We start from the raw sequence: 18173 nt of genomic DNA, 5'->3' as shown, positions 1-18173 counted from the left end.
AGGAGTCGGGGGAGGTGACAGAGGGAGATGCCCAGCTCGTTGATCATTGTCGCCCTGGCGGCGGCGTGGCTTGTCGTGCTCGTGCCCATGGTCGCGCGGAAGCGTCAGGCCGTCGTGCAGACGGCGGATGCCGCGCTCGCGGCGCGCGTCGTGCGGAGTGGGAGCGGCACCGACCAGGGGGAAGAGGAGTTCGCCATGGCCCAGACTGTGCAACAGGTCGTCGACCCCGAACCCGCTGAGCTCGAGGACGACCTCGACGAGTACGCCGACCCCGAAGAGGACGAGCGCCGCTACCGCTCCGCGCGTGGCGGCTTCGACCCCCAGGACGACTCCGAAGACGATCCGCGCCGCCGCCGGTCTTCCGCGTCGTATGACGACCCCGATGACGACGGGCGCCGCTACCGGCCGGGCCGTGGCGGCTTCGATCCGGAGGCCGCGGAGATCGCGGCGCGCGCCAAGTACGCGTTCCGGCAGCGCGTGGTGCTGGCCCTCATCCTTCTCGCGCTGGTGACCGCCGGTGCGGCCGGCTTCGTGACCGGGCTGCTCTGGTGGGCGCACGGTCTGATCGACATCGCGTTCGTGTCCTACCTCGCGTACTTGCGGCGGCAGGTCCGGATCGAGAACGAGATCCGGCAGCGACGGCTCGCGCGGCTGGACAGGGCTCGGCGTCGTGCCGCGCCGCGGCGGGACCTGCGGGACGAGTACGAGGTGGCCGAGGAGCCGCGGCGCGAACTGGTCGGCATCGAGCGCCGCCCGTCGCCCGCCTCGCGGATGCGCGGCCGCGCGGTGATCGTCGACGTGGACGACGAGGACCCGGCATTCCACGAACTGGACGACCCGGGCCAACTCCCGTTCCGGCGGGCGGTCGGCGAGTAACCCCCCTCGCCGACCGCCTCGCGGTGGTTGCTATGCTTTCCACGCTTTCAACAAGGGGCTGTAGCGCAGTTGGTAGCGCGTCTCGTTCGCATCGAGAAGGTCAGGGGTTCGATTCCCCTCAGCTCCACCCTAGGGTTGTTAGTAGAACCCTTGCCTGCGTGAACGCCCTTCAGAAGAAGGGCAACGCCGGAAGTTGAAGGGCCACCTGCTGGGCGGGTGGCCTTTTTGCTGCCTGCCCGCCGTGGCCGACTGGCCGGAGCGCTTCGGGGCGTGGGCACGTGTTGACGTTGCAGGGCGTGAAGCTGGCCAAAAGGCTCATGCAGGTCATGATCGGTGACCTGGTCGTCTTCGATGTAGAGGCCCTGGAAGATCGCCTGGTTCAGTAGGCGTCGTTGCTGCTCGTTGCAGCGTCGGTAGAGCTCCTCGGGGGCTTGAAGGAACTTGAGGGCAGCTTGGATGAGCTGGGCGCTGTCGGTGAGGTCGGCGCTGGCAGTGTCGAGCCGCTCAGTGAGGCGACGTCGCTCGGTGGCGATGTCGCGGAGCTTGGCTTTGACCTTGGTCTGCGGCAGTGTGCCGTCGGCGGCGAGGTCGATCAAGTTCTCCTCCTTCGTGTCGAGTTCCTTCAGTTGGCCAGAAATCTGCTCGTGCAGCAGGCGCGCGGCGGCTTCCTGCTCGTTGATCACGGAGTCGATGTGCGCGCCGACGTCCGCGATGAACTCTGGCCGGAACCGGACGTGGGCGTAGTGGCGTTCGATGGCCTCTTCGACCTGGTAGGCGTGGACGTGCGGGCCAGGGCACAGGCCCTCGCGCATGTGCCGGCAGAAGAAGTACAGGTACTCGGACCCGTGGCGGTTGACGGATCGCTGGATCGTGAGTCGCTGTGTCCTGCCCGCGCGTCGGCAGTAGCCGCAGAACACCGAGCCCTTGAGGTAGTGGTGGTGAGTGCGGCGGCGTTCCTTCGCCGTGGCCCTGGTTTCGATGATTTCCTGGACTTGGTCGAACAGTTCTTCATCCTCGATCAGCGGCTCGTGCCGACCGCGGATCTCCTCGCCCTTGTAGTCGACGTAGCCGAGGTAGTAGCGGTCGCGCAGCATGTCCGAGAGCTTGTGGATCGAAATCTTCTTGGCCGGGTGCCGACTGGTGGGGCGGGTGCGCAGACCGCGGTCATACAGTTCGTCGGCTAGGTCGTCGAGGCTATAGTCGCCCGTGGCGTAGAGCTCGAAGGCGAGCTTGACCAATGGCGCCCGCTCGGGGTCCAGAATGACTGTGCGGATCACGCGGCCGTCGAAGTGGTCGATGTGGTTCAGGTAGCCGATCTTGGCGCGGCCGAGAGTGCCACCGTTGCGAGCCTTCTGACCCATCTTGTAGGCGATGTCGGCACCGGATTGGCGGGACTGGTACTCGTTGAACGTGGCCAAGATGCCGTGCATCAGTTGACCGACCGGGGTGTCGTCGATCGCCTCGGTGGCCGAGACCAGGGTGACGCCGCGCTTGCGGAGGTCGGCCATGACGATCGCGTCGTCGTAGCGGTTGCGGGCCATGCGTGAGAGTTGGTAGACGATGATGACATCGACGTCACCCTGGCTGCGCACCCGCGCGAGCATCTGCTGGAACGCTTTGCGTTTGGTCATCTCCAGTGCTGAGCGGCCGGGTTCGACGTACTCGTCGATGACGGTGACACCGAGGTCCCTCGCCTTATGCAAGCACGCTTCACGTTGGGCCGGGATGGAGATGCCCTCGGCGTTGTAGTCGGTGTTGACCTGCCCGGTCGACGACACGCGGAGGTAGATGACCGCGCGGGTGCCGGGGGCAGGGTCATTGGGCAGTCCCAGGACTGGGATCGCGACGTCCCGCTCCAGTTCGTCAACGAAGTCGGCATAGGCGCTGGTCATGAAATCTCCCGGTCGGTGGGCTTGGACGAGGTACACGGCCACCGGTGAACACGGCCCGGCCGTCGAGATCGGTGGCTGATCGATACGAGCCGGTCGGCTGCCGTCGATCGCCTGTGGGCCTGGGTGCGTAAGCGCCGGAATGCCTCGCGCGGGGCCACTTTCCGGACCGGCCGGTCTGCGACGACGTAGTCGTCGATGATTGAGAAACCCAGTTCGGCGGCCGTGCGAAGACACGCTTCACGCTGGGTCGCGATACTGCGGTCGGTTGCGGCTGGCTGCGACGCGGACACGTGCAGGTAGATCACCGCACGGGTACCGAGTTGAGTGTCACGCGATGGCAGTTGTGCACCGAAGTTGACGCCGTGCCGCCGCCTGTCGTTCGCGCCGGGATGAGTGCGAGTCACAGGACACCTCGCTGGGGGGCAGGCCGGATGGACGAGGGCGTAGGCGGCGTGGTCGCCATCAACGGACCGGTGGCGCTGGTAGCAACCGCGCGGCGAATGGACGCTCGCGCGGAGGGTGTCGGGCGCCGCAGGGTTCGGCGGTCTTCGCGCGCGCCGTCCCGTTCGATGCCCGCAATGACGTCCAGTGCGCACGCGAGGATGGCCCCGAAGGGGGTCTCCGTGTCGAAGGAAGGATTGGCGGCCGAGACGACGCGGACACTTCGGCTTCTCAGTTCGCTGAGAAGTTGGGTGAGGTGCAGGTGCGAGCGCGACAGGTTGTGTATGTGGCAGACGACCAGCACGTCGATCTCTCCGGAGCGAGCCGCCTTCAACACCCGTTGTAGTCCCGGACGTCGCATCGTGGCGCCTGACGCGTAGTGGTCAGTGCAGTGGAGACGGACCTGCCAACCCGGCTGAGACGCGACGTAGGAGTTCAACAACTCGTCTTCACCGAACTCGGGCTGCCGCTGGTACGAGCCGACGCGCACAGTGCACTGGGCCTGCTGGTCCGTAGTCCGAGGACTGCTTGGGGGTTCGGGCGTGGCAAGCGACATTGTGCTGACCTTTCCTTCCATTCATTGGGTGAGTCGGGTAGATCCGCTGCGCTCGCGGGTCGAGCGCGAACGTGCTGCGGTCTAAGCCGCATCGCGGTGGCCATTGCGCGGGCTGGCAGCGGATGCGTCCGGTTCGGAGCACACGGGTTGCTGGCCGGTTTCCTCGGCCAACATGGATGCCGCGAGGCTGGCCACCACCCGCGCGAGCTTGCGCATGTTGGGGGGATCGCGGCGGACGCCGCGCACCACCAAGTTGCGTCCAGCGCCGCGCGCGCCGACTTGCGACCGAGGCTGCTTGCTCGGCACGCTGTCGGTGCCTGCGTGTTGCTCCAATTCGACCGGAGCAGGAATGTCGGTGTGGTTGTTGTTGACCTTTGCGGGGTCGGCAGGTTGCGCGCACGTGAGCGCCCCTTCCGGGCCCGTGACCCGTCCAGGTGCTGGCGGTTCATGGGCCTGCTGGTCGGCGACAGGAACCGTCGACACAGCGGGCGTTCCCAGCCGTCGACACCTGCGGTCGCACGTCCACACGAGGCGGATTTCGCGGCGACGCGGGCACGCACCATGACGTGCGTTGAATGAGCTGGGATCGCCGAAGCTGTCACGACCAGCGGGTCTCTGCTCCCCGAGCACGTCTGTGCGGGGCCGGCGCTCGTGGTCGTGCTGGACTCTTGCCGTTCGGCACGATCGTGTGCCGTGCCGAGCTGGTGCTCGGTCACCTCGTCAGCGCGAGATGGCCGGTCGACGCGAGTCCAGAAGATCGCTACCGGCGCGGACCGCGAACAGTGGCGCGTCGGCGTCGTGATGAACGTGATGGGTGCCGAGGCACCTCCCCTTTGTCGAACCGTGCGCAGGTCTGTCATTCAATTAAGGTATCACCTGAGTAGCTAGCGCATAGCCTGACTAGCTCAAGTATCGCCTGTTTAGTGGTGAGTGCCTGCTGAACACGCCGGGCGTGTGGCGGCCGGCTTCCATCGCCATCGGGGACACTGTGCGTCGGTTGGCGACGGCGCGAAGCGCCGCGGAGCGACGAGCGCGGGACGGCAGCGGGTGCAGATCGAGTGGCGGCTGCGGAAGGTCATGGCCTCCCGCAATGTCTGGACCGCGACCGAACTGCGCGAGCTCCTCATTCAGCGCGCTGGGTTCGAGCTGTCCCTCCAGTCGGTTGACGTGCTGATGAAAAAGCCGCCGGTTCAGGTGAAGGTGGCGACCTTGCAGGCGCTGTGCACGACGCTGCGATGCACGCCGAACGAGCTGTTCGGAATCGACGTGCCCCGCGACGTCTCGCTCGTCGAACCTGACAACGCGGAGTCTCGCGGCGACCACTGAGCCCGCACCGGGAGACGCGGCGATGGTCTTCATGCGACCCTCGCCAACGGCTCTGCGGACGGTCCGCCCGCGGACAGTCCCGCCGAACCCAGGGTGGTCTGGATCTGCTGATACCAGCTCAGCGCGAAGCGCAGGCAATTCGACTCGGTGCGATGACTCGGACCGCATCCGGGCACATACCGGCCCCGCCTACTCCACGACATCGAGTCCGAACTGGACAATGCCTCCGCGTACTGACTGAGGCCACCGAGCTTGATGGCGAAGCCATGCAGCGAGAAGTTGCATGAAGCGAAAGCGCGCATGATCTCTTCCACAACGGCCTTATGTTGCCGGCGACACACGGTCCCCACGCCTACGAGCGGCTCGGCTTCAAGGTCGATCCCTGCCCGGTAGTAGAGGTCGGCGCAACGCTGGTAGTCCGCGGTCGTCCAGCCCTGCAGCACCGGTACGAAGGGAAGATCGGGCGCGAGTTCGCGGAGATGAACGAGGTTGCGCACGGTGCGCCGTTGATGCTCGCGAACGGTCAGGGCAGTGCGCTTGAGGATGTTCTGCTCGCACATCCAGTCCTGGGGCGCGGCCCAGGCGAGGTTGCCGATCTCGTCGGCGTAACGCCGGACGGCCCGGACGTAGTCCTTCTCGTTGATCTGCCAACGACCGTGAAGCTGCAACTCGGTGAATCCGCCCGAGTCCAACGCCCACTCCGTGACGGCGCGTGGGAGTGTACGGCGGTGCCCGAGGCGCCGGTGCGACACGAGCAGCGGGACATCGTGGACGCGGGTCAACCAGATCGGCTGGTGAATCCCGAGGAAGAACTTCACGTTGTCACCGCTCGCCGGCCGGCGCGAGCGCAGGTCAGCACGGACACGGCGACCACCGTCGTGACGGCCTTGCCCGCGACTTGCCCGCCGAACAACGACAATGAGCCGAAGGCCAACGACAGGAACACCAGGCTGTCCAGCAGCAAACCGACCGTGTCGGACAGTGCCATCGCCACGACGGGCCGGCGGCGGCGCAGCCGGGTGTACACCGCGAAGTCAGCCGTCTCCGAAGTGGCGAAGGCCGCGGCGCTTGCGAGCGCAACGTGCGGCGAGGCGACCAGCCCGGACAGTGCGGCCCCCGCTACCACCGCGATGAGCGCTGTCCGGGAGCCTGCGGCGTCCTGCAGCAGGTTCCGGACCGTGAACACGAGCCCGGCGAAGAACGCTCCGGCGGGGATCTGCAACCCGAACACGGGCACCTGCGGCCAGAGGGTGGTAGCCCAGTTCGCTGCCGCGATGGCGGCTGCGTATCCGCACAGCAGAAGTGCCGTCGTTGAGGTCCACCGGGACGGGGTCATGCTGCGCTCGGCGGGGCATGGTCGGCCGGGTCGGTCACGTCGTGCGGGGACTCGTCGTTGCGCGGCTGGGCCCGCTGGAAGGTCCTCGGATCGACCAGTGGCTCGTGCGCGTTCGGGCCAGAAGTCACCCACTGCTCGACTGGTGCTGGGCGGCCGGCGACGGTGCGCGCCCACACCTGGCGGCCCACGTACTTGGGGTTGGTGATGACGCGCCTGACGGTTTTGGCAGTCCACCGCCCGGTCTGCACCGGAGGCGGGTATTGGCGCGCGTCGGCGTTGAGTCGTCCGGCGATGACCGCGAAGCCCAGGCCGTGGTCGGCGCGCCAGGTGAAGATCTGGCGGACGACTGCGGCGGTGTGCCAGTCCGGCACGAGTACGGCCCGCAGTTGGCTGCGTCCGGTCGGGTCGGTGACGCGGATGCGCAGGGCGCGGTATCCGTATGGCGGTGGGCCGAGCTGGTAGCCGGCGCGGACGAGTTCGACCATCGCGAGACGGGCTCGGCGGGTGGTCTCGGCGTGGTGCGCGGCGAGCGCCGCCCACTGGACGCGGTCACCGACACGGCGTCGAGCAGTGCGCCGTCTCCACCGGCCGGCTCGGACACCGTGTCGGTGACCGCGTCGATGGTCCCGGCGCGGCTACTTGTCCACAGGGTTGTCCAAGCCGGAGCCACCAGTGTGGATGCGTCTCGGCCAGCGGAGTGGTGGTGCAGTGGTGGCGCGCGGCAGCGCGCAGGGCGGTGCGCTTGCGGCGGAACTTGGGCTGCCAGCCGCACTCGCGGCAGTACAGGCGCGTGGTCATGCCGCTCGCTCCCAACCGTGGTACTCGGCGCGGTTGATGGCGGCCTGGGTGACGTCGTGCTCGGTCGGCCACGGGATCGCGGCTGCCGCTGCGGCGGCGAGTTCGGCCTCATGGGCGAGTTGGAACACGAGCACCTCGTGGTGCGCGGTGAGCGCCGTCGGTACGCCGGCGGCGCGGGCGCGGGCGGCGGCGCGCCGCTCGTCCAGCGCGGCGCGGGTGACCAGGTGTCGGCCGCGCAGTCCGGCGGTCAGCGCGATGCACCGGTCAACCGGCGCCAGGCCGGCCGAGGTGCCCGCGGCGCGCAGCGGCGTCGTGACGTCGATCAGCGAACCGTTCGGGTTTCGGCGGGGCCGGGCGACGACGACGAGGTATCCGCCGGAGCGCAGCAGCGGTTCGCAGAACGTCAGCGTCGTGGCGAGTCGGTCGATCGCGGCGGCATGGTCGGGGTCCGGACTCGGGTCCTGCTCGTCGGTGCCGTTGGGGATTGGGCGGAGTGCGGCGAGCACGAGTCCGACTCGCCCGACGAGTCCGGCCGCGCGGACGCTGGCGAGCAGCGGTGGCCGGGCGTCCAGGACCGAGCCGTCGCGCCAGGCGCCGGCCGCTTTGGCGGTGGTGACGTTGGCGCGGGCGAGTGCCCACGACTGCCGCCGAGGCGTCAGTCCGAGCGCGTGACGGCCGGCGCGGAGGGCTTCGACGAGGACCGTGCCGGCTCCGCAGTCGGGGTCCAGAACGAGGTCGCCGGGTCGGGTGTAGGTGGCGATCGCGTGCGCGGCGACGGCGGGCGGGATGCGGTCGACGTCGGTGTCGGTGCCGGGGACGCATCCGGCGTCGCGGAGTTGGGCGGCGGGGTCGCGCTGGCCGGTTGGCCAGACCGTCAGTCGCGGGTTCGGCGGCTGCTCCCGCGACATCCGGGAGCGCGGCCACGGCGGCGTGGGGCGGTCATTCATGGGAGGTGTCCTCCCGGTTCTCCGCGGCGTTGGCGTCGCCGTTCGCGGCGGGGAGGCGGGTGAAGACGAACAGGTCGTCGTGCGCTCGGGTGTGCCGGATGGACGTCGTTGGCGGCCCCGGTGGGCTCGCGGAATGGTCGTGCGGACCGGTGCCGGCGACCGCGCGCACCGTGTCGCGAATGGGCACGCGCAGCAGCGCGATGCGGTCGGTGAAGTGGAGGCCGGCGTGGTGCGCGGCGCGCACGAGCGGCCTGGCGGGATCGGTGAACCAGGCGCCCGAGTTGTCACCATGTGTAATGACCGCGAGGGTGCCGGTGGGGGTCAGCAGACCGGCCCAGTCGGTGGGCTGGATGGCGTCGAGCGTGTGCGGCTCGGCGGCGGTGATGATCAGCTCGAACCGGTCCGGACCGTGTGCGGTCGCGGCGCTGTTGGGTCCGGACCGGTCGTCGGTTCCACCGGCGTCGCGGTGGTCGCTGGCCGGACTCGCGGCGTGCGGTCCGGGTCCGGACTCGGACTCGGTTGGTGGGTTCGTCGGGCTGTCGTCGAAGCGGTCGGGGTGCGCCGCGGCGGTCTGGGTGTCCACCCCTCGGCCGAGTCGGACCACGGTCCATCCGGCTTCGAGCAGTCCGGCGTACGGGCCGCGTCCAGGGCGGTGGCCGGCCACGGTGGACGGCCATCCGGCGGGCGGGGTGATGTGCGGTGCGGAGTCGAGCAGCAGCACCCGCTGACCGGGTGCGGTGTAGCCAGTGACGAGCTTGATGATCGCGGTGAGCAGCCACTGGGCGATCAACCCCGTGCCCTCGCGCAGCTCGTCTTCCGCGCATGGCCAGACGGAGGCTGGGCGGGTGGGACGGGGATGACGAAGTACGAGCCGCAAGTCACGGAGCCGGGCGCCGTGCGGGAGGTGTGGGAGCCGGATCGGGACGGTGGGTGGGTCGATCGGATCGTGCTGCTGAGGCTGGTCGTCTGGGGTGTCGTGGTCGCGTGTCGGGGGCATCGCAGCTCTCCTCCGGCGGGTCGGTGTGCCGTGTTCGGACACCCCTTAACTCCGGATTTCGGCCCTGTTTTGGACACGCGTCGGCAGATTTTTTGCGCGCGTTATCGATGACCGCCTGCCGTGCCAGGCTGGCGGGAAAAAAAGGAGTGCAAAGAACCGCTGATTTGGCCGTGTCTTTACGTGAACGTCGTGTGTGTCGTACGCGACGTTCAGGGCCTCGCCGAGCGGATTTTCAAGATTTTTTCGAGCTCTCAGAAGTTGATCTCCGAACGAGGTCCTAGATGATGATCTACCAGGGCACTCTCCTACTAGTGATCTACTAGGACGTACATAGATTCCCAGCTCAGAAGCTACTAGTCCTGATCAAGGAGTCGCTCGTCCGACCTCAATAATTAGATCTTGCTGGACGGGTCCGGGGCCTAGAAATAGTAGTACTCTAGTAGCCCAGGTTCATCGCCCTAGTAGCTGGCTAGTAATGGCGTGGTATTTCCGTGGTATTTCCGTGGAATCCGCTGTGGCTTCCTGTCGTCGTAGTTGCTCGCCACGACGCTTGGGAAGTCACAAAATGACTGCACAATCTCTGTCTCGTCGCTACTGCGACGACGCTGTTTCGAATTCTCTGGATATCGCGCGTGACACGTTCACATGGCTGGTGACCGGGCCTGACCCGGTGTCGCTGAACGGCCGGTTGTTTCCCGGTCTGCCCGACCGGTTGATCCCACTGGACGAGGTCCGCGACCGCCTGCTGGCGCGCCGCTGCCCGCAGCAGACGCGCGACGCGGTGTGGGCGCATCTGGTGCTGCGGGCCCGCACCGAAGGGGCGACGTGGACCGTCGCCGCGGTCGGGATGGCGCTGCCGGCGCTGACCTCCGTCGCGGCCAGGTTGTCCGATCGGTTCGCCGGAGATCCGGCCGACGTGCACGCCGAGGTTCTCTCCGGATTCCTCAGCGCGTTGTCGACGATCGATCTGCGTCGGCCGCGGGTGATGCTGCGGCTGCGGTGGGCCGCGTATCGGTCCGGGTACGACGCACTCGCCGACGCGCTGGATGGTCCGACTCCGGTCGCGCCCGGCTTCCGGTCGACACCTCCGCACACCCCGTGGGGACACCCCGATCTGGTCCTGGCCCGTGCGGTCGCGGACGGAGTCCTGACCCAGACCGAGGCCGCGCTGATCGGCGCGACCCGGCTGGAGGGCGTGCCCGTCGCGGACTGGGCTGCCCACCACGGGGCGGGCGAGTGGGCGGTCTACAAGACGCGCAAACGCGCCGAGTTTCGGCTCGCCGAGTACCTGCGCGACGGCGTCGCCGAGACCGATCCGAGTGACGCGCTGACCGACCAGGTGGCCAACGCCATCGCGTTGTCGCGCCTGGCCGCGCCGGCTCGACGCCTGCCTCGTTCGTCACTGTCCGTATCGGTCGCTGAAGTCGACGCGGCGAAAAAAGTTCGGGCTCGTGTGTCCAAAACGGAGCCGAAATCCGGAGTTCAGGGCTGCGGGATCTCCCCGCTCGCAACCCGCCCTTCGGAGGTGCCCCAATGCGCCTGATTCATTCGCCCGCTCGCCCGCGACCTGGCGAGCGCAGCCCTCACACCCGCCCGCGTCGTGGGCCCGCGATAGCGCCGGTCTCGGCGCCACGGACTCGCCGTCGAGCGCGTTCCTGTTCGACCGGGCCGCGCGACAACCGGCCCGCCACCGCTCCGAGGTCTACCGGTCCCGCGCGCCGTCGCCGGGTGCGCCGGCTGGTCGTGGTCGCCGAGGCGGCGTCACTGGTCCTGCTGCTCTCGGCGTCGACCGCGCAAGCGGACACGACGACGGTCCTCGCGTTGGCCGGCTCGGTGACGGACGTGTTGAACAACGTCCGCAACTGGATCATGGGCGTGCTCGCGGGACTCGCGACCGTGTTCCTGTCCATCGGCGGCGTCCGGTACGTGATGGGCGGCGGCGACCCCGGCGAGATCGAGAAGGCTAAGACCGCGTTCAAGGCTGCGGGGATCGGCTACGGCTTGGCGGCGTTGGCGCCGCTGGTTGTGACCGTCCTGCAGGGCATCGTGGGGGCCTGACCGATGGCCGTCAGCACCCCGCCCACGGTGCGTCCGCACCGCCAGTCCGGCGGCCCGGTCACGACTGCTGCCGATGCCGACCGCGCGATGGTGTCCGCGGTCGGCGATGCCAGCAGTGACCGGCCGCCGGCTGGTCGTCGGCGTCGGCGTGCGGGCTGGATGCTGGCGCTGAGCATCATCGTGCTCCTGGTTGGCGTCTTCGCGGTCAGCGCCTGGGCCTCACCCGCGGCATCGCCGCAGCCGCCGTCCACATCGGCCCCGCCGCTGCCGCTGCCGACGGCTGATTCCTGCACGCCGGACTCCCCGCTGCCGGTCTGTCACCTGCCGGCGGCGACCACCACGCCGCAGCCCACTGTGCCGTTGCCGATTCCCACCGGCACACAGCCGCCGACCAGTTGTTTCCCCGGCCAGATTGGCTGTACACCGTCCACGCTGGCTGTGTTCCTCATCCTGGCCATTCCCGTCGGGGTGACCGCCGCGTTCCTGGCACTGGGCCAGCGCGACGGCATCACCCTCGACCGTCTCGTACTCGCCGCACTGCGCCAGCGGATGAGCCCGCAGCACCGGGTGGCCGCGCCGGAGGGCATCCGCCCCGCCCCGGAGTGGCTGACCACCCACGCCAGCACGACCACTGCGGACGGCAGCAGCAAGACCAAGGACCGGGCGGGCACCGCGGCGTCGGCAGTGTCCCCGGCGGCGCTGCGGTTGCCGGCCGAAGCGGTCACCGACACCGGTGTCATCGACCTCGGCAAGGACGGGGTCGCCGTGGTCGCGGTCTGCTCGACGATCAACTTCGGGCTGCGCACGCCGGCCGAGCAGGAGTCGCTCGTCGCCTCGTTCGGCCGGTACCTGCACAGCCTCACCGCACCGGTGCAGGTGCTGGTCCGGGCCGAACGGCTGGACCTGTCCGCCCAGATCGCCGAACTGCGCGCGCAGGCCGGTGGGCTGCCGCACTCGGCGCTGGAACAGGCGGCGCGCGAGCACGCCGACTACCTCGACCAACTCGGCCGCGCCACCACCCTGTTGCGCCGCCAGGTGCTGCTGGTGCTGCGCGAGCCGCTGCACTCTCTGGGCCCGACCGATGGGCTGGGCGGGTCGTCGCCGCTGGCGGCGTTGACCGCGCGACGCAAGGCAGCCAAGCAGTCCGGACTGGTCGACGACGCCACCCGGCGGGCCGCCGAGGCGCGGCTGGTGCGCCGGCTCGGCGAGGCGGTCGAGCTGCTCTCGCCGTCGGGCATCACGGTCACGCCGCTGGACGCCGGGCAGGCCACTGCGGTCCTTGCTGCGGCCTGCAACCCCGACTCGCTGATTCCGCCGAGCTCCGGGCTGGCCGGTGCCGAGGAGGTCATCACGACCGCCCCGGAGGAGGGCTGGGACGCGGGCGCGTTCGGCCGCTCCGTGTTCACCACCGACCAGACCCCTGACGGCGGGGACGCCTGGGAGGACAGCTTCGACGACGCCGCGGAGGACCCCGACGACTACGACAGGAGGCGCCGCTCATGACGACCAAGACCAAGCGCCGCGCCCGTAACAAGCCGGCGGTCCGGTCGCCGTTGGGGCGAGCCGGTGCGTTCACGCCGGACGCCATCTCCGTGCGTCCGCGCGCGTTGGAAGTCGGCGGCGAGTGGGTCTCCTCGTTCGTGATCACCGGGTATCCGCGCGAGGTGCACCCCGGTTGGCTCCAGCCGCTGCTGACCTATCCAGGCCGGGTCGATGTGTCGCTGCACATCGAGCCGATCGACCCCGTCACCGCGGCCAACCGGCTGCGCAAGCAGCTGTCGAAACTAGAGTCCGGTCGCCGGCACACCAGCGACAAGGGCCGGTTGATCGACCCCCAGGTCGAAGCCGCGACCGAGGACGCCTACGACCTGTCCGCGCGGGTGGCCCGAGGCGAAGGCAAGCTCTACCGGCTCGGGCTCTACCTGACCGTGCACGCGTCGACCGAGGAAGCCCTCGGCGACGAGGTTGCCGCGATCCGGTCGCTGGCCGCGTCGCTGTTGCTGGACTGCAAGCCGACCACCTACCGGTCCTTGCAGGGCTGGATCACCAGCCTGCCCATGGGCCTGGACCTCGTCGGCATGCGCAGGACCTTCGACACGTCCGCGCTGTCCGCGGCATATCCGTTCACGTCGCCGGACCTGCCACCGCCGGACTCGACCTCGGTCGGCGCGCCCAGCGGCGTGCTCTACGGCTTCAACGTCGGCAGCCAGGGCCTCGTGCATCACGATCGGTTCGCGCTGGACAACCACAACAGCGTGATCCTCGGACGCTCCGGTGCGGGCAAGAGCTATCTGGTCAAGCTGGAGTTGCTCCGGTCGCTTTACCGCGGGATCGAGATCCACGTCATCGACCCCGAGGACGAGTACGCCCGGCTGGCCGCCGCCGTCGGCGGTACCTACGTTCACCTCGGCGCCGAGCAGGTCCGCCTCAACCCGATGGACCTGCCGATCCACACCCGCCCGGACGGCCGGCGCACCGCACCGCGCGATGCCCTGATCCGCCGCAGCCTGTTCCTGCACACCGTCCTGTCGGTGCTGCTGGGCGGTGAGCTCGCGCCGACCGAACGCGCCGCGCTGGACCGCGCGATCACCGCGACGTATCAGCGCGTCGGCATCACCGCGGATGCGCGGACCTGGACCCGGCCGGCGCCGCTGCTGGCCGACCTCGCCGAGGTCCTCGCTGACAGTGGCGACGCGGCTTTTTGGCGACATGGTCCGCCCCGACGCCTACGGGCGATGGCGCGAAGACGGGAACGAAGTCGAGTTCTTTTTCGAATTCGACTTCGGCACCGAAGACCTGACCAAGCTCGCCAGCAAGCTCTACGGCTACCAGAAACTCGCCGCCGCAACAGGAATCACCACACCGGTGCTGGTGTGGCTGACCAGCAACCGGCGGGAGACCACTGCACGACGAGCACTCGCGGACACGGTGTCGCAACTGGACCGACCTGCGCTAGTACCGGTAGCGACCAGCGCGGCAGACCTCCTCGGCGACAGCGACGAGAACGGCCCTGCCGCAGCCCGATGGCTGCCGGTTGCCGGCACGTCGCCACAACGAACCGGCCGGTTGCGGCTCGCCGAACTCGCTCGCTGCTGGCCGCACGTCAAAGCTCCCCCGCCGAAACAATCCACCCCGCCTGCCCAGGCACAGCCGGCAGCACGGACGGAACTGGCGGCGCCTAACCCGCTGCCGCCGTTGCCTCCGACCAGCCGCTTCCGGTCTGGAGGTCGACCATGAAGATTGCCATCGCTGTGATCGCGTTCATCGTCATGATCCCGATTCTGATCGGCGGAGTCGGCGAAGCGATCGCCAATGCGCTGTTCGGCAGCAGCAGCACGCAGCCCAGCCAGGACGCGGTCGCCGACATCCCGGCCAACTACCTGACTCTCTACCAGCAGGCAGCGACGGTGTGCCCCGGCCTGGACTGGTCCATCCTCGCTGCCATCGGGAAGGTCGAGACCGACCACGGTCGCTCGACGCTGCCCGGCGTCTCCAGCGGAGAGAACTCAGCCGGGGCGGGAGGCCCGATGCAGTTCCTACAGTCCACATTCGACAGTGTGGTCGCGCGCCACCCGCTACCACCCGGTGGCGCCACTCCGCCATCCCGATACAACCCGCACGACGCGATCTATGCCGCTGCCTACTACCTCTGTGATTCCGGTGCGCCCCAAGACATCCGGAAGGCCATCTTCGCGTACAACCACGCCGACTGGTACGTCAACGAAGTGCTCGCGCAGGCAGCCAAGTACGGACAAGCGGTAGTGGGTACCGGTGACTGCAAGAACATCCAGGCGCCGACAGCCGCAGCGACGATGGCGATTAACTATGCCTGTGGCCAAATCGGGCTGCCGTACGAGTGGGGAGGTAACGGGCCTGCCCAAGGTGACAAGGGCTTTGACTGCTCGGGCCTGACCACGGCAGCTTACAACGCGGCGGGAATAACTCTCCCACGCACCGCGCAGACGCAATACGACGCTGGCCCACTGGTGCCTGACGGGCAACCGTTGCTACCGGGCGACCTAGTCTTCTACGGGACACCCAGCAATGTCCACCACGTGGGGTTGTAAATCGGCGAAGGCAAGATGATCGAGGCCCCGGAAACCGGCAAGCTCATCCAAATCAGCTCGTACCGTTGGAACGGAGACGACTACCTTGCGGCCAGTCGGCCATCCAAACAGGATTTGTTGTAGTTTCCGCGTCCACTTGAACACTTTCCGCGACAAATGAACACTCAATGGGCATCTGCTCAAGTGCTCCGGAAAAGCCCAGTTCAGCCACCGTCAACAATATCTCGCCAGAGCGGGAAGTGGAGGTCTAGTGATCATCAAGCCCGGAAGGAGCACGACCGTGCCGTGTTCAAGTAGCGCGGAAACCGCAGGTCGCCTCAAAACGAAATGATCAAGTCCAAGCGGAACGTACATTTGTGCTAGTTTCTGCAAATATAAGAGAGAACGCCGCATGTAAATGATCATCAGGTGCTCGATCGAGCACCAGGTCTTCCGGTCGCTCGCGTCTGTCGCAGGGTCCGGGGTCAGGCAGGGGCCGACCGAAACACGTCCCTCGACGACCGGCGTACTTGCTAACCGCGATCGGGAACGCGAGAGCCACATACTGTCCCTCGCTTGGCAGGGCAGAGTTCCACCAGCTTGATCACGCAACATCGCCGTGTCAGTCCAAGTCGGCCTGGGGTACGACACTGTAGAGTGAAGGGATGCCAGACATTGGCCGTGCGTTGCAGGCGCCCGAAGTCGCCAAGCTTGAAGATGTACTCCATCTTCCCCGTCCAGCAGAGGCGGGATACGAGGGCTTGAAGGCGCCGCAGGTCGCCGCAAACCTTGAGGACCTGATGGGTGGCTGGAAGCGAATTCTTGAACGTGACACCTCGTTCGATGACCGAGCGGCAGATCCAACCGACATCCGATGGCGCCAAGCCAGCCTACGAATCGCTAGCCACTTTGCTTATGCCTTGCCGCTCGCTGAATCCGCGTACGCCACGCGTGAGTACCGTGGCTGGAGCCCGTTCTTTGGTTGCCTCCGAAATGACCTACTGTCAGCCGACTTCGGCATCGATGCAGCCATCGAACGCCGGTTCATCTCAGAGTTCTTCGTGGGCTACCACAGTACGTTCATCATGGAGAATACAGGGTCGGTCGTTCTCGGATTGACCGGCACTGGTTATGACCTGTTCGTTCACTGGGCTATGGAGCACCTGTCGCAAGTAGCATTACACAGCCCGCACCGTGAGCACCTAGCTATGGCGCACATTTTCATTGCAGCCTTGGCCAAACGAGCCCGGCAGGCTGTAGACCAACGGGACGAGAACGACCTCAAGCGCCGGGATCAACTGTGGGGCCACCTGATCGGTTCGTTGGAACTCGGTGACCTGGCCAGGCGGTCGGAAGAAGTCATCCGACGCCACGGCGACAAGCAGGTTGAGGAGCGGTTCGAGCAGCAGTTGAGCATCCTGCTGCAGTCGTTCGGCTTCATCGTGGTATCGACCAGCCGCGGTGAGCGGCGCGTGGACCTAATCTGCATCGCCAGCCAGGGAGGCGGAGCGCCTTACACCCTGCTGGTCGAAGCCAAGAGCACCGCCCGGCCATATGCGTTGCCAACTAAACATTCCCGTGCCCTCCAGGAGTATGTCGACAACGTCAAGCACAAGCTGACGACGCTGCCGCCGCTAAAGCTGTTGCTGATCGTCGGGCCGGAGCCGGCGAAGACCCTCAGCCAGAAATTGACAGACCTTGAGAACCTGGCCTCCACGCCCGTTCGCTACTGCCCGGCTGGCAGCCTGGCGCACCTCAGGCGCATTTTAGCCGGTGCCGTACCAGCTGGAGTCTTCCTCGACGCCCTGCTGAGTGCGCCGAAGGTCGTCGGCGGTGAGCAGCTTCACCAAGTGGTCAGTCACGTCCGCGAGCAAGCGGCGGCGCATCGAGACTTTGTGAGGCGGATGCTCTAAGCCCGACAGAACTGCCTGGCGGCCAGCGGAAACAGTTTTTGGCCTACATGCTCAAGTGAGAACTTGACTAGCGCCAGCAAGACCGGCCGAACGGATACCCCGACCAAGACACAGGTCGTACGCCAGTCGTTTTGGCCCGAAAAGGGGCCGCGGTACCGCGTTGTCGATATATGACATCGGGAGCATACCGCATGGTTTGAATACTGCTACTTCGCCGGTTAATTGGGATTCATCGCATTCTATGTGCAGTTGGGCGCGGTTTGCGACTATGTCATGGGGATAACGTCGGATATTGGACGATGATTTATCTGCGCTGTTAGTAGCCGAATAATTTTGCTGCTGCAACGTCGGAGATCTTCGCTGAAGCGATCCAAAATCTGAACTGAGACGTCCACCTGCCTGAATGTCCTCATGTGGATAACCATAATCCCTGGCGAGTTATCTTCAGTCCTATCCGACCACATCGCGTGTATGAACTCGTGACGACGCTGCAGCAAAGACTCAGCTTCACAAAAGGCGGTTTCGTAGGCAGATTGGTATTCACTATCGACGTCACGGAGTGCACGCTTCGCAGCTTTCAATGCGGCGCCCGGCTTTCCCATGATATCCATCGCGTGCAGGGCAAGTCGTTCGCCAGCGAACGCTGCCAATGCCGTCTCAAGACCCGCAGCATCAAGACCACGCGACCTAGCGCTGCAAGGACTTCCGAGTCGAACACAATCACGTCCTATCCGCTTCCAGCATCCAGCTGCATGGCATGACCGGCACAACAGTGTACTGGAGAGGGTGCAGCGGTGAGCACTGCTCGATGGCTCGACGTGGCAGCGGCCCGCTGTTTGAGTGACTTCATTCTCGGCGGCGAGGTCGTTGGCGGGTCACTGTGGTCATCTGCGCCCTGCGCGTACTCGTCTCCCCACTGGCGGGGCCGAGTGCGAAGCTGCACCTAACGGACGGGGCCGGGGGAAATAAAGCATGGTTCGAATACTG

The 18173-nt window shown here is 67.0% G+C and carries 14 protein-coding genes, 1 tRNA gene and 3 pseudogenes; 10 read left to right on the top strand and 8 right to left on the bottom strand.

Features of this window, described 5'->3' with window-relative positions; translation table 11 throughout:
- The first annotated feature begins 27 nt into the window (after positions 1–27).
- Together sepX and LWP59_RS34785 are read left to right on the top strand one after the other, a co-directional pair.
- Complete coding sequence (gene sepX / locus LWP59_RS34790; protein WP_144641334.1) at positions 28–876, top strand: divisome protein SepX/GlpR; 849 nt, start codon at positions 28–30, stop codon at positions 874–876.
- A 54-nt stretch (positions 877–930) separates the two neighbouring features.
- Positions 931–1003: transfer RNA gene (locus LWP59_RS34785), tRNA-Ala, on the top strand.
- A 901-nt stretch (positions 1004–1904) separates the two neighbouring features.
- Here the strand turns inward: LWP59_RS34785 and LWP59_RS34780 are convergent.
- From LWP59_RS34780 to LWP59_RS34775, 3 genes and pseudogenes are all read right to left on the bottom strand, one after another.
- Positions 1905–2768, bottom strand: a pseudogene (locus LWP59_RS34780) (recombinase family protein); the annotation flags it as partial.
- A gap of 400 nt (positions 2769–3168) precedes the next feature.
- Positions 3169–3765, bottom strand: coding sequence for a recombinase family protein (locus LWP59_RS41305; RefSeq protein ID WP_191334839.1), 597 nt, complete (start codon positions 3763–3765; stop codon positions 3169–3171).
- Between the two features lie 81 nt (positions 3766–3846).
- On the bottom strand, positions 3847–4248 hold the full coding sequence (locus LWP59_RS34775; protein ID WP_144641327.1) for a hypothetical protein: 402 nt from the start codon (positions 4246–4248) through the stop codon (positions 3847–3849).
- Positions 4249–4812: 564 nt separating this feature from the next.
- Here LWP59_RS34775 and LWP59_RS34770 point away from each other — a divergent pair.
- Positions 4813–5091: a helix-turn-helix domain-containing protein gene (locus LWP59_RS34770; protein WP_144641325.1), complete on the top strand. Its 279-nt coding sequence runs from the start codon at positions 4813–4815 to the stop codon at positions 5089–5091.
- Between the two features lie 29 nt (positions 5092–5120).
- Here LWP59_RS34770 and LWP59_RS34765 read toward each other — a convergent pair whose 3' ends face one another.
- The 5 genes from LWP59_RS34765 to LWP59_RS34745 form a co-directional block, all read right to left on the bottom strand.
- On the bottom strand, positions 5121–5909 hold the full coding sequence (locus tag LWP59_RS34765; RefSeq protein ID WP_144641322.1) for a deazapurine DNA modification protein DpdA family protein: 789 nt from the start codon (positions 5907–5909) through the stop codon (positions 5121–5123).
- Positions 5906–6328, bottom strand: coding sequence for a VUT family protein (locus LWP59_RS34760; protein WP_222425605.1), 423 nt, complete (start codon positions 6326–6328; stop codon positions 5906–5908). The genes LWP59_RS34765 and LWP59_RS34760 overlap by 4 nt, the downstream gene beginning before the upstream one ends.
- Positions 6329–6423: 95 nt before the next feature.
- Complete coding sequence (locus tag LWP59_RS34755) at positions 6424–6912, bottom strand: recombinase family protein (RefSeq protein ID WP_144641316.1); 489 nt, start codon at positions 6910–6912, stop codon at positions 6424–6426.
- Between the two features lie 309 nt (positions 6913–7221).
- Positions 7222–8172, bottom strand: coding sequence for a PDC sensor domain-containing protein (locus LWP59_RS34750; RefSeq protein WP_186383342.1), 951 nt, complete (start codon positions 8170–8172; stop codon positions 7222–7224).
- Complete coding sequence (locus LWP59_RS34745; protein ID WP_191334838.1) at positions 8165–9169, bottom strand: hypothetical protein; 1005 nt, start codon at positions 9167–9169, stop codon at positions 8165–8167. Before LWP59_RS34745 ends, LWP59_RS34750 begins: the two co-directional genes overlap by 8 nt.
- A 652-nt stretch (positions 9170–9821) precedes the next feature.
- On the opposite strand from LWP59_RS34745, the gene LWP59_RS34740 reads away from it, so the two are divergent.
- The 7 genes and pseudogenes from LWP59_RS34740 to LWP59_RS34710 all read left to right on the top strand — a co-directional run bounded on the left by LWP59_RS34740 (position 9822) and on the right by LWP59_RS34710 (position 17186).
- Positions 9822–10712 (top strand): hypothetical protein, encoded by an 891-nt coding sequence (locus LWP59_RS34740; RefSeq protein WP_233921954.1) that lies wholly within the window; start codon positions 9822–9824, stop codon positions 10710–10712.
- A gap of 185 nt (positions 10713–10897) precedes the next feature.
- A complete protein-coding gene (locus LWP59_RS34735; protein WP_373299696.1) occupies positions 10898–11227 on the top strand; it encodes a pilin in 330 nt (109 codons plus the stop codon).
- Between the two features lie 3 nt (positions 11228–11230).
- Positions 11231–12730 (top strand): PrgI family protein, encoded by a 1500-nt coding sequence (locus LWP59_RS34730; RefSeq protein ID WP_229857851.1) that lies wholly within the window; start codon positions 11231–11233, stop codon positions 12728–12730.
- A pseudogene (locus LWP59_RS34725) lies at positions 12727–13923 on the top strand (VirB4 family type IV secretion system protein); the annotation flags it as partial. The gene LWP59_RS34730 and the pseudogene LWP59_RS34725, both read left to right, overlap by 4 nt.
- On the top strand, positions 13850–14464 hold the full coding sequence (locus tag LWP59_RS34720) for a replication-relaxation family protein (protein WP_144645611.1): 615 nt from the start codon (positions 13850–13852) through the stop codon (positions 14462–14464). The pseudogene LWP59_RS34725 and the gene LWP59_RS34720, both read left to right, overlap by 74 nt.
- Positions 14461–15417 (top strand): annotated as a pseudogene (locus LWP59_RS34715) (C40 family peptidase). The gene LWP59_RS34720 and the pseudogene LWP59_RS34715 overlap by 4 nt, the downstream one beginning before the upstream one ends.
- 521 nt (positions 15418–15938) lie before the next feature.
- Positions 15939–17186 (top strand): hypothetical protein, encoded by a 1248-nt coding sequence (locus LWP59_RS34710; protein ID WP_144645595.1) that lies wholly within the window; start codon positions 15939–15941, stop codon positions 17184–17186.
- Positions 17187–18173 lie beyond the last annotated feature (987 nt).

The organism is Amycolatopsis acidiphila (assembly GCF_021391495.1).
In the GTDB taxonomy this organism is placed as follows: Bacteria; Actinomycetota; Actinomycetes; order Mycobacteriales; family Pseudonocardiaceae; genus Amycolatopsis_E; species Amycolatopsis_E acidiphila.
The sequence above is the reverse complement of the archived record's forward strand: the minus strand, read 5'-3'. Positions and strand labels throughout refer to the sequence as shown.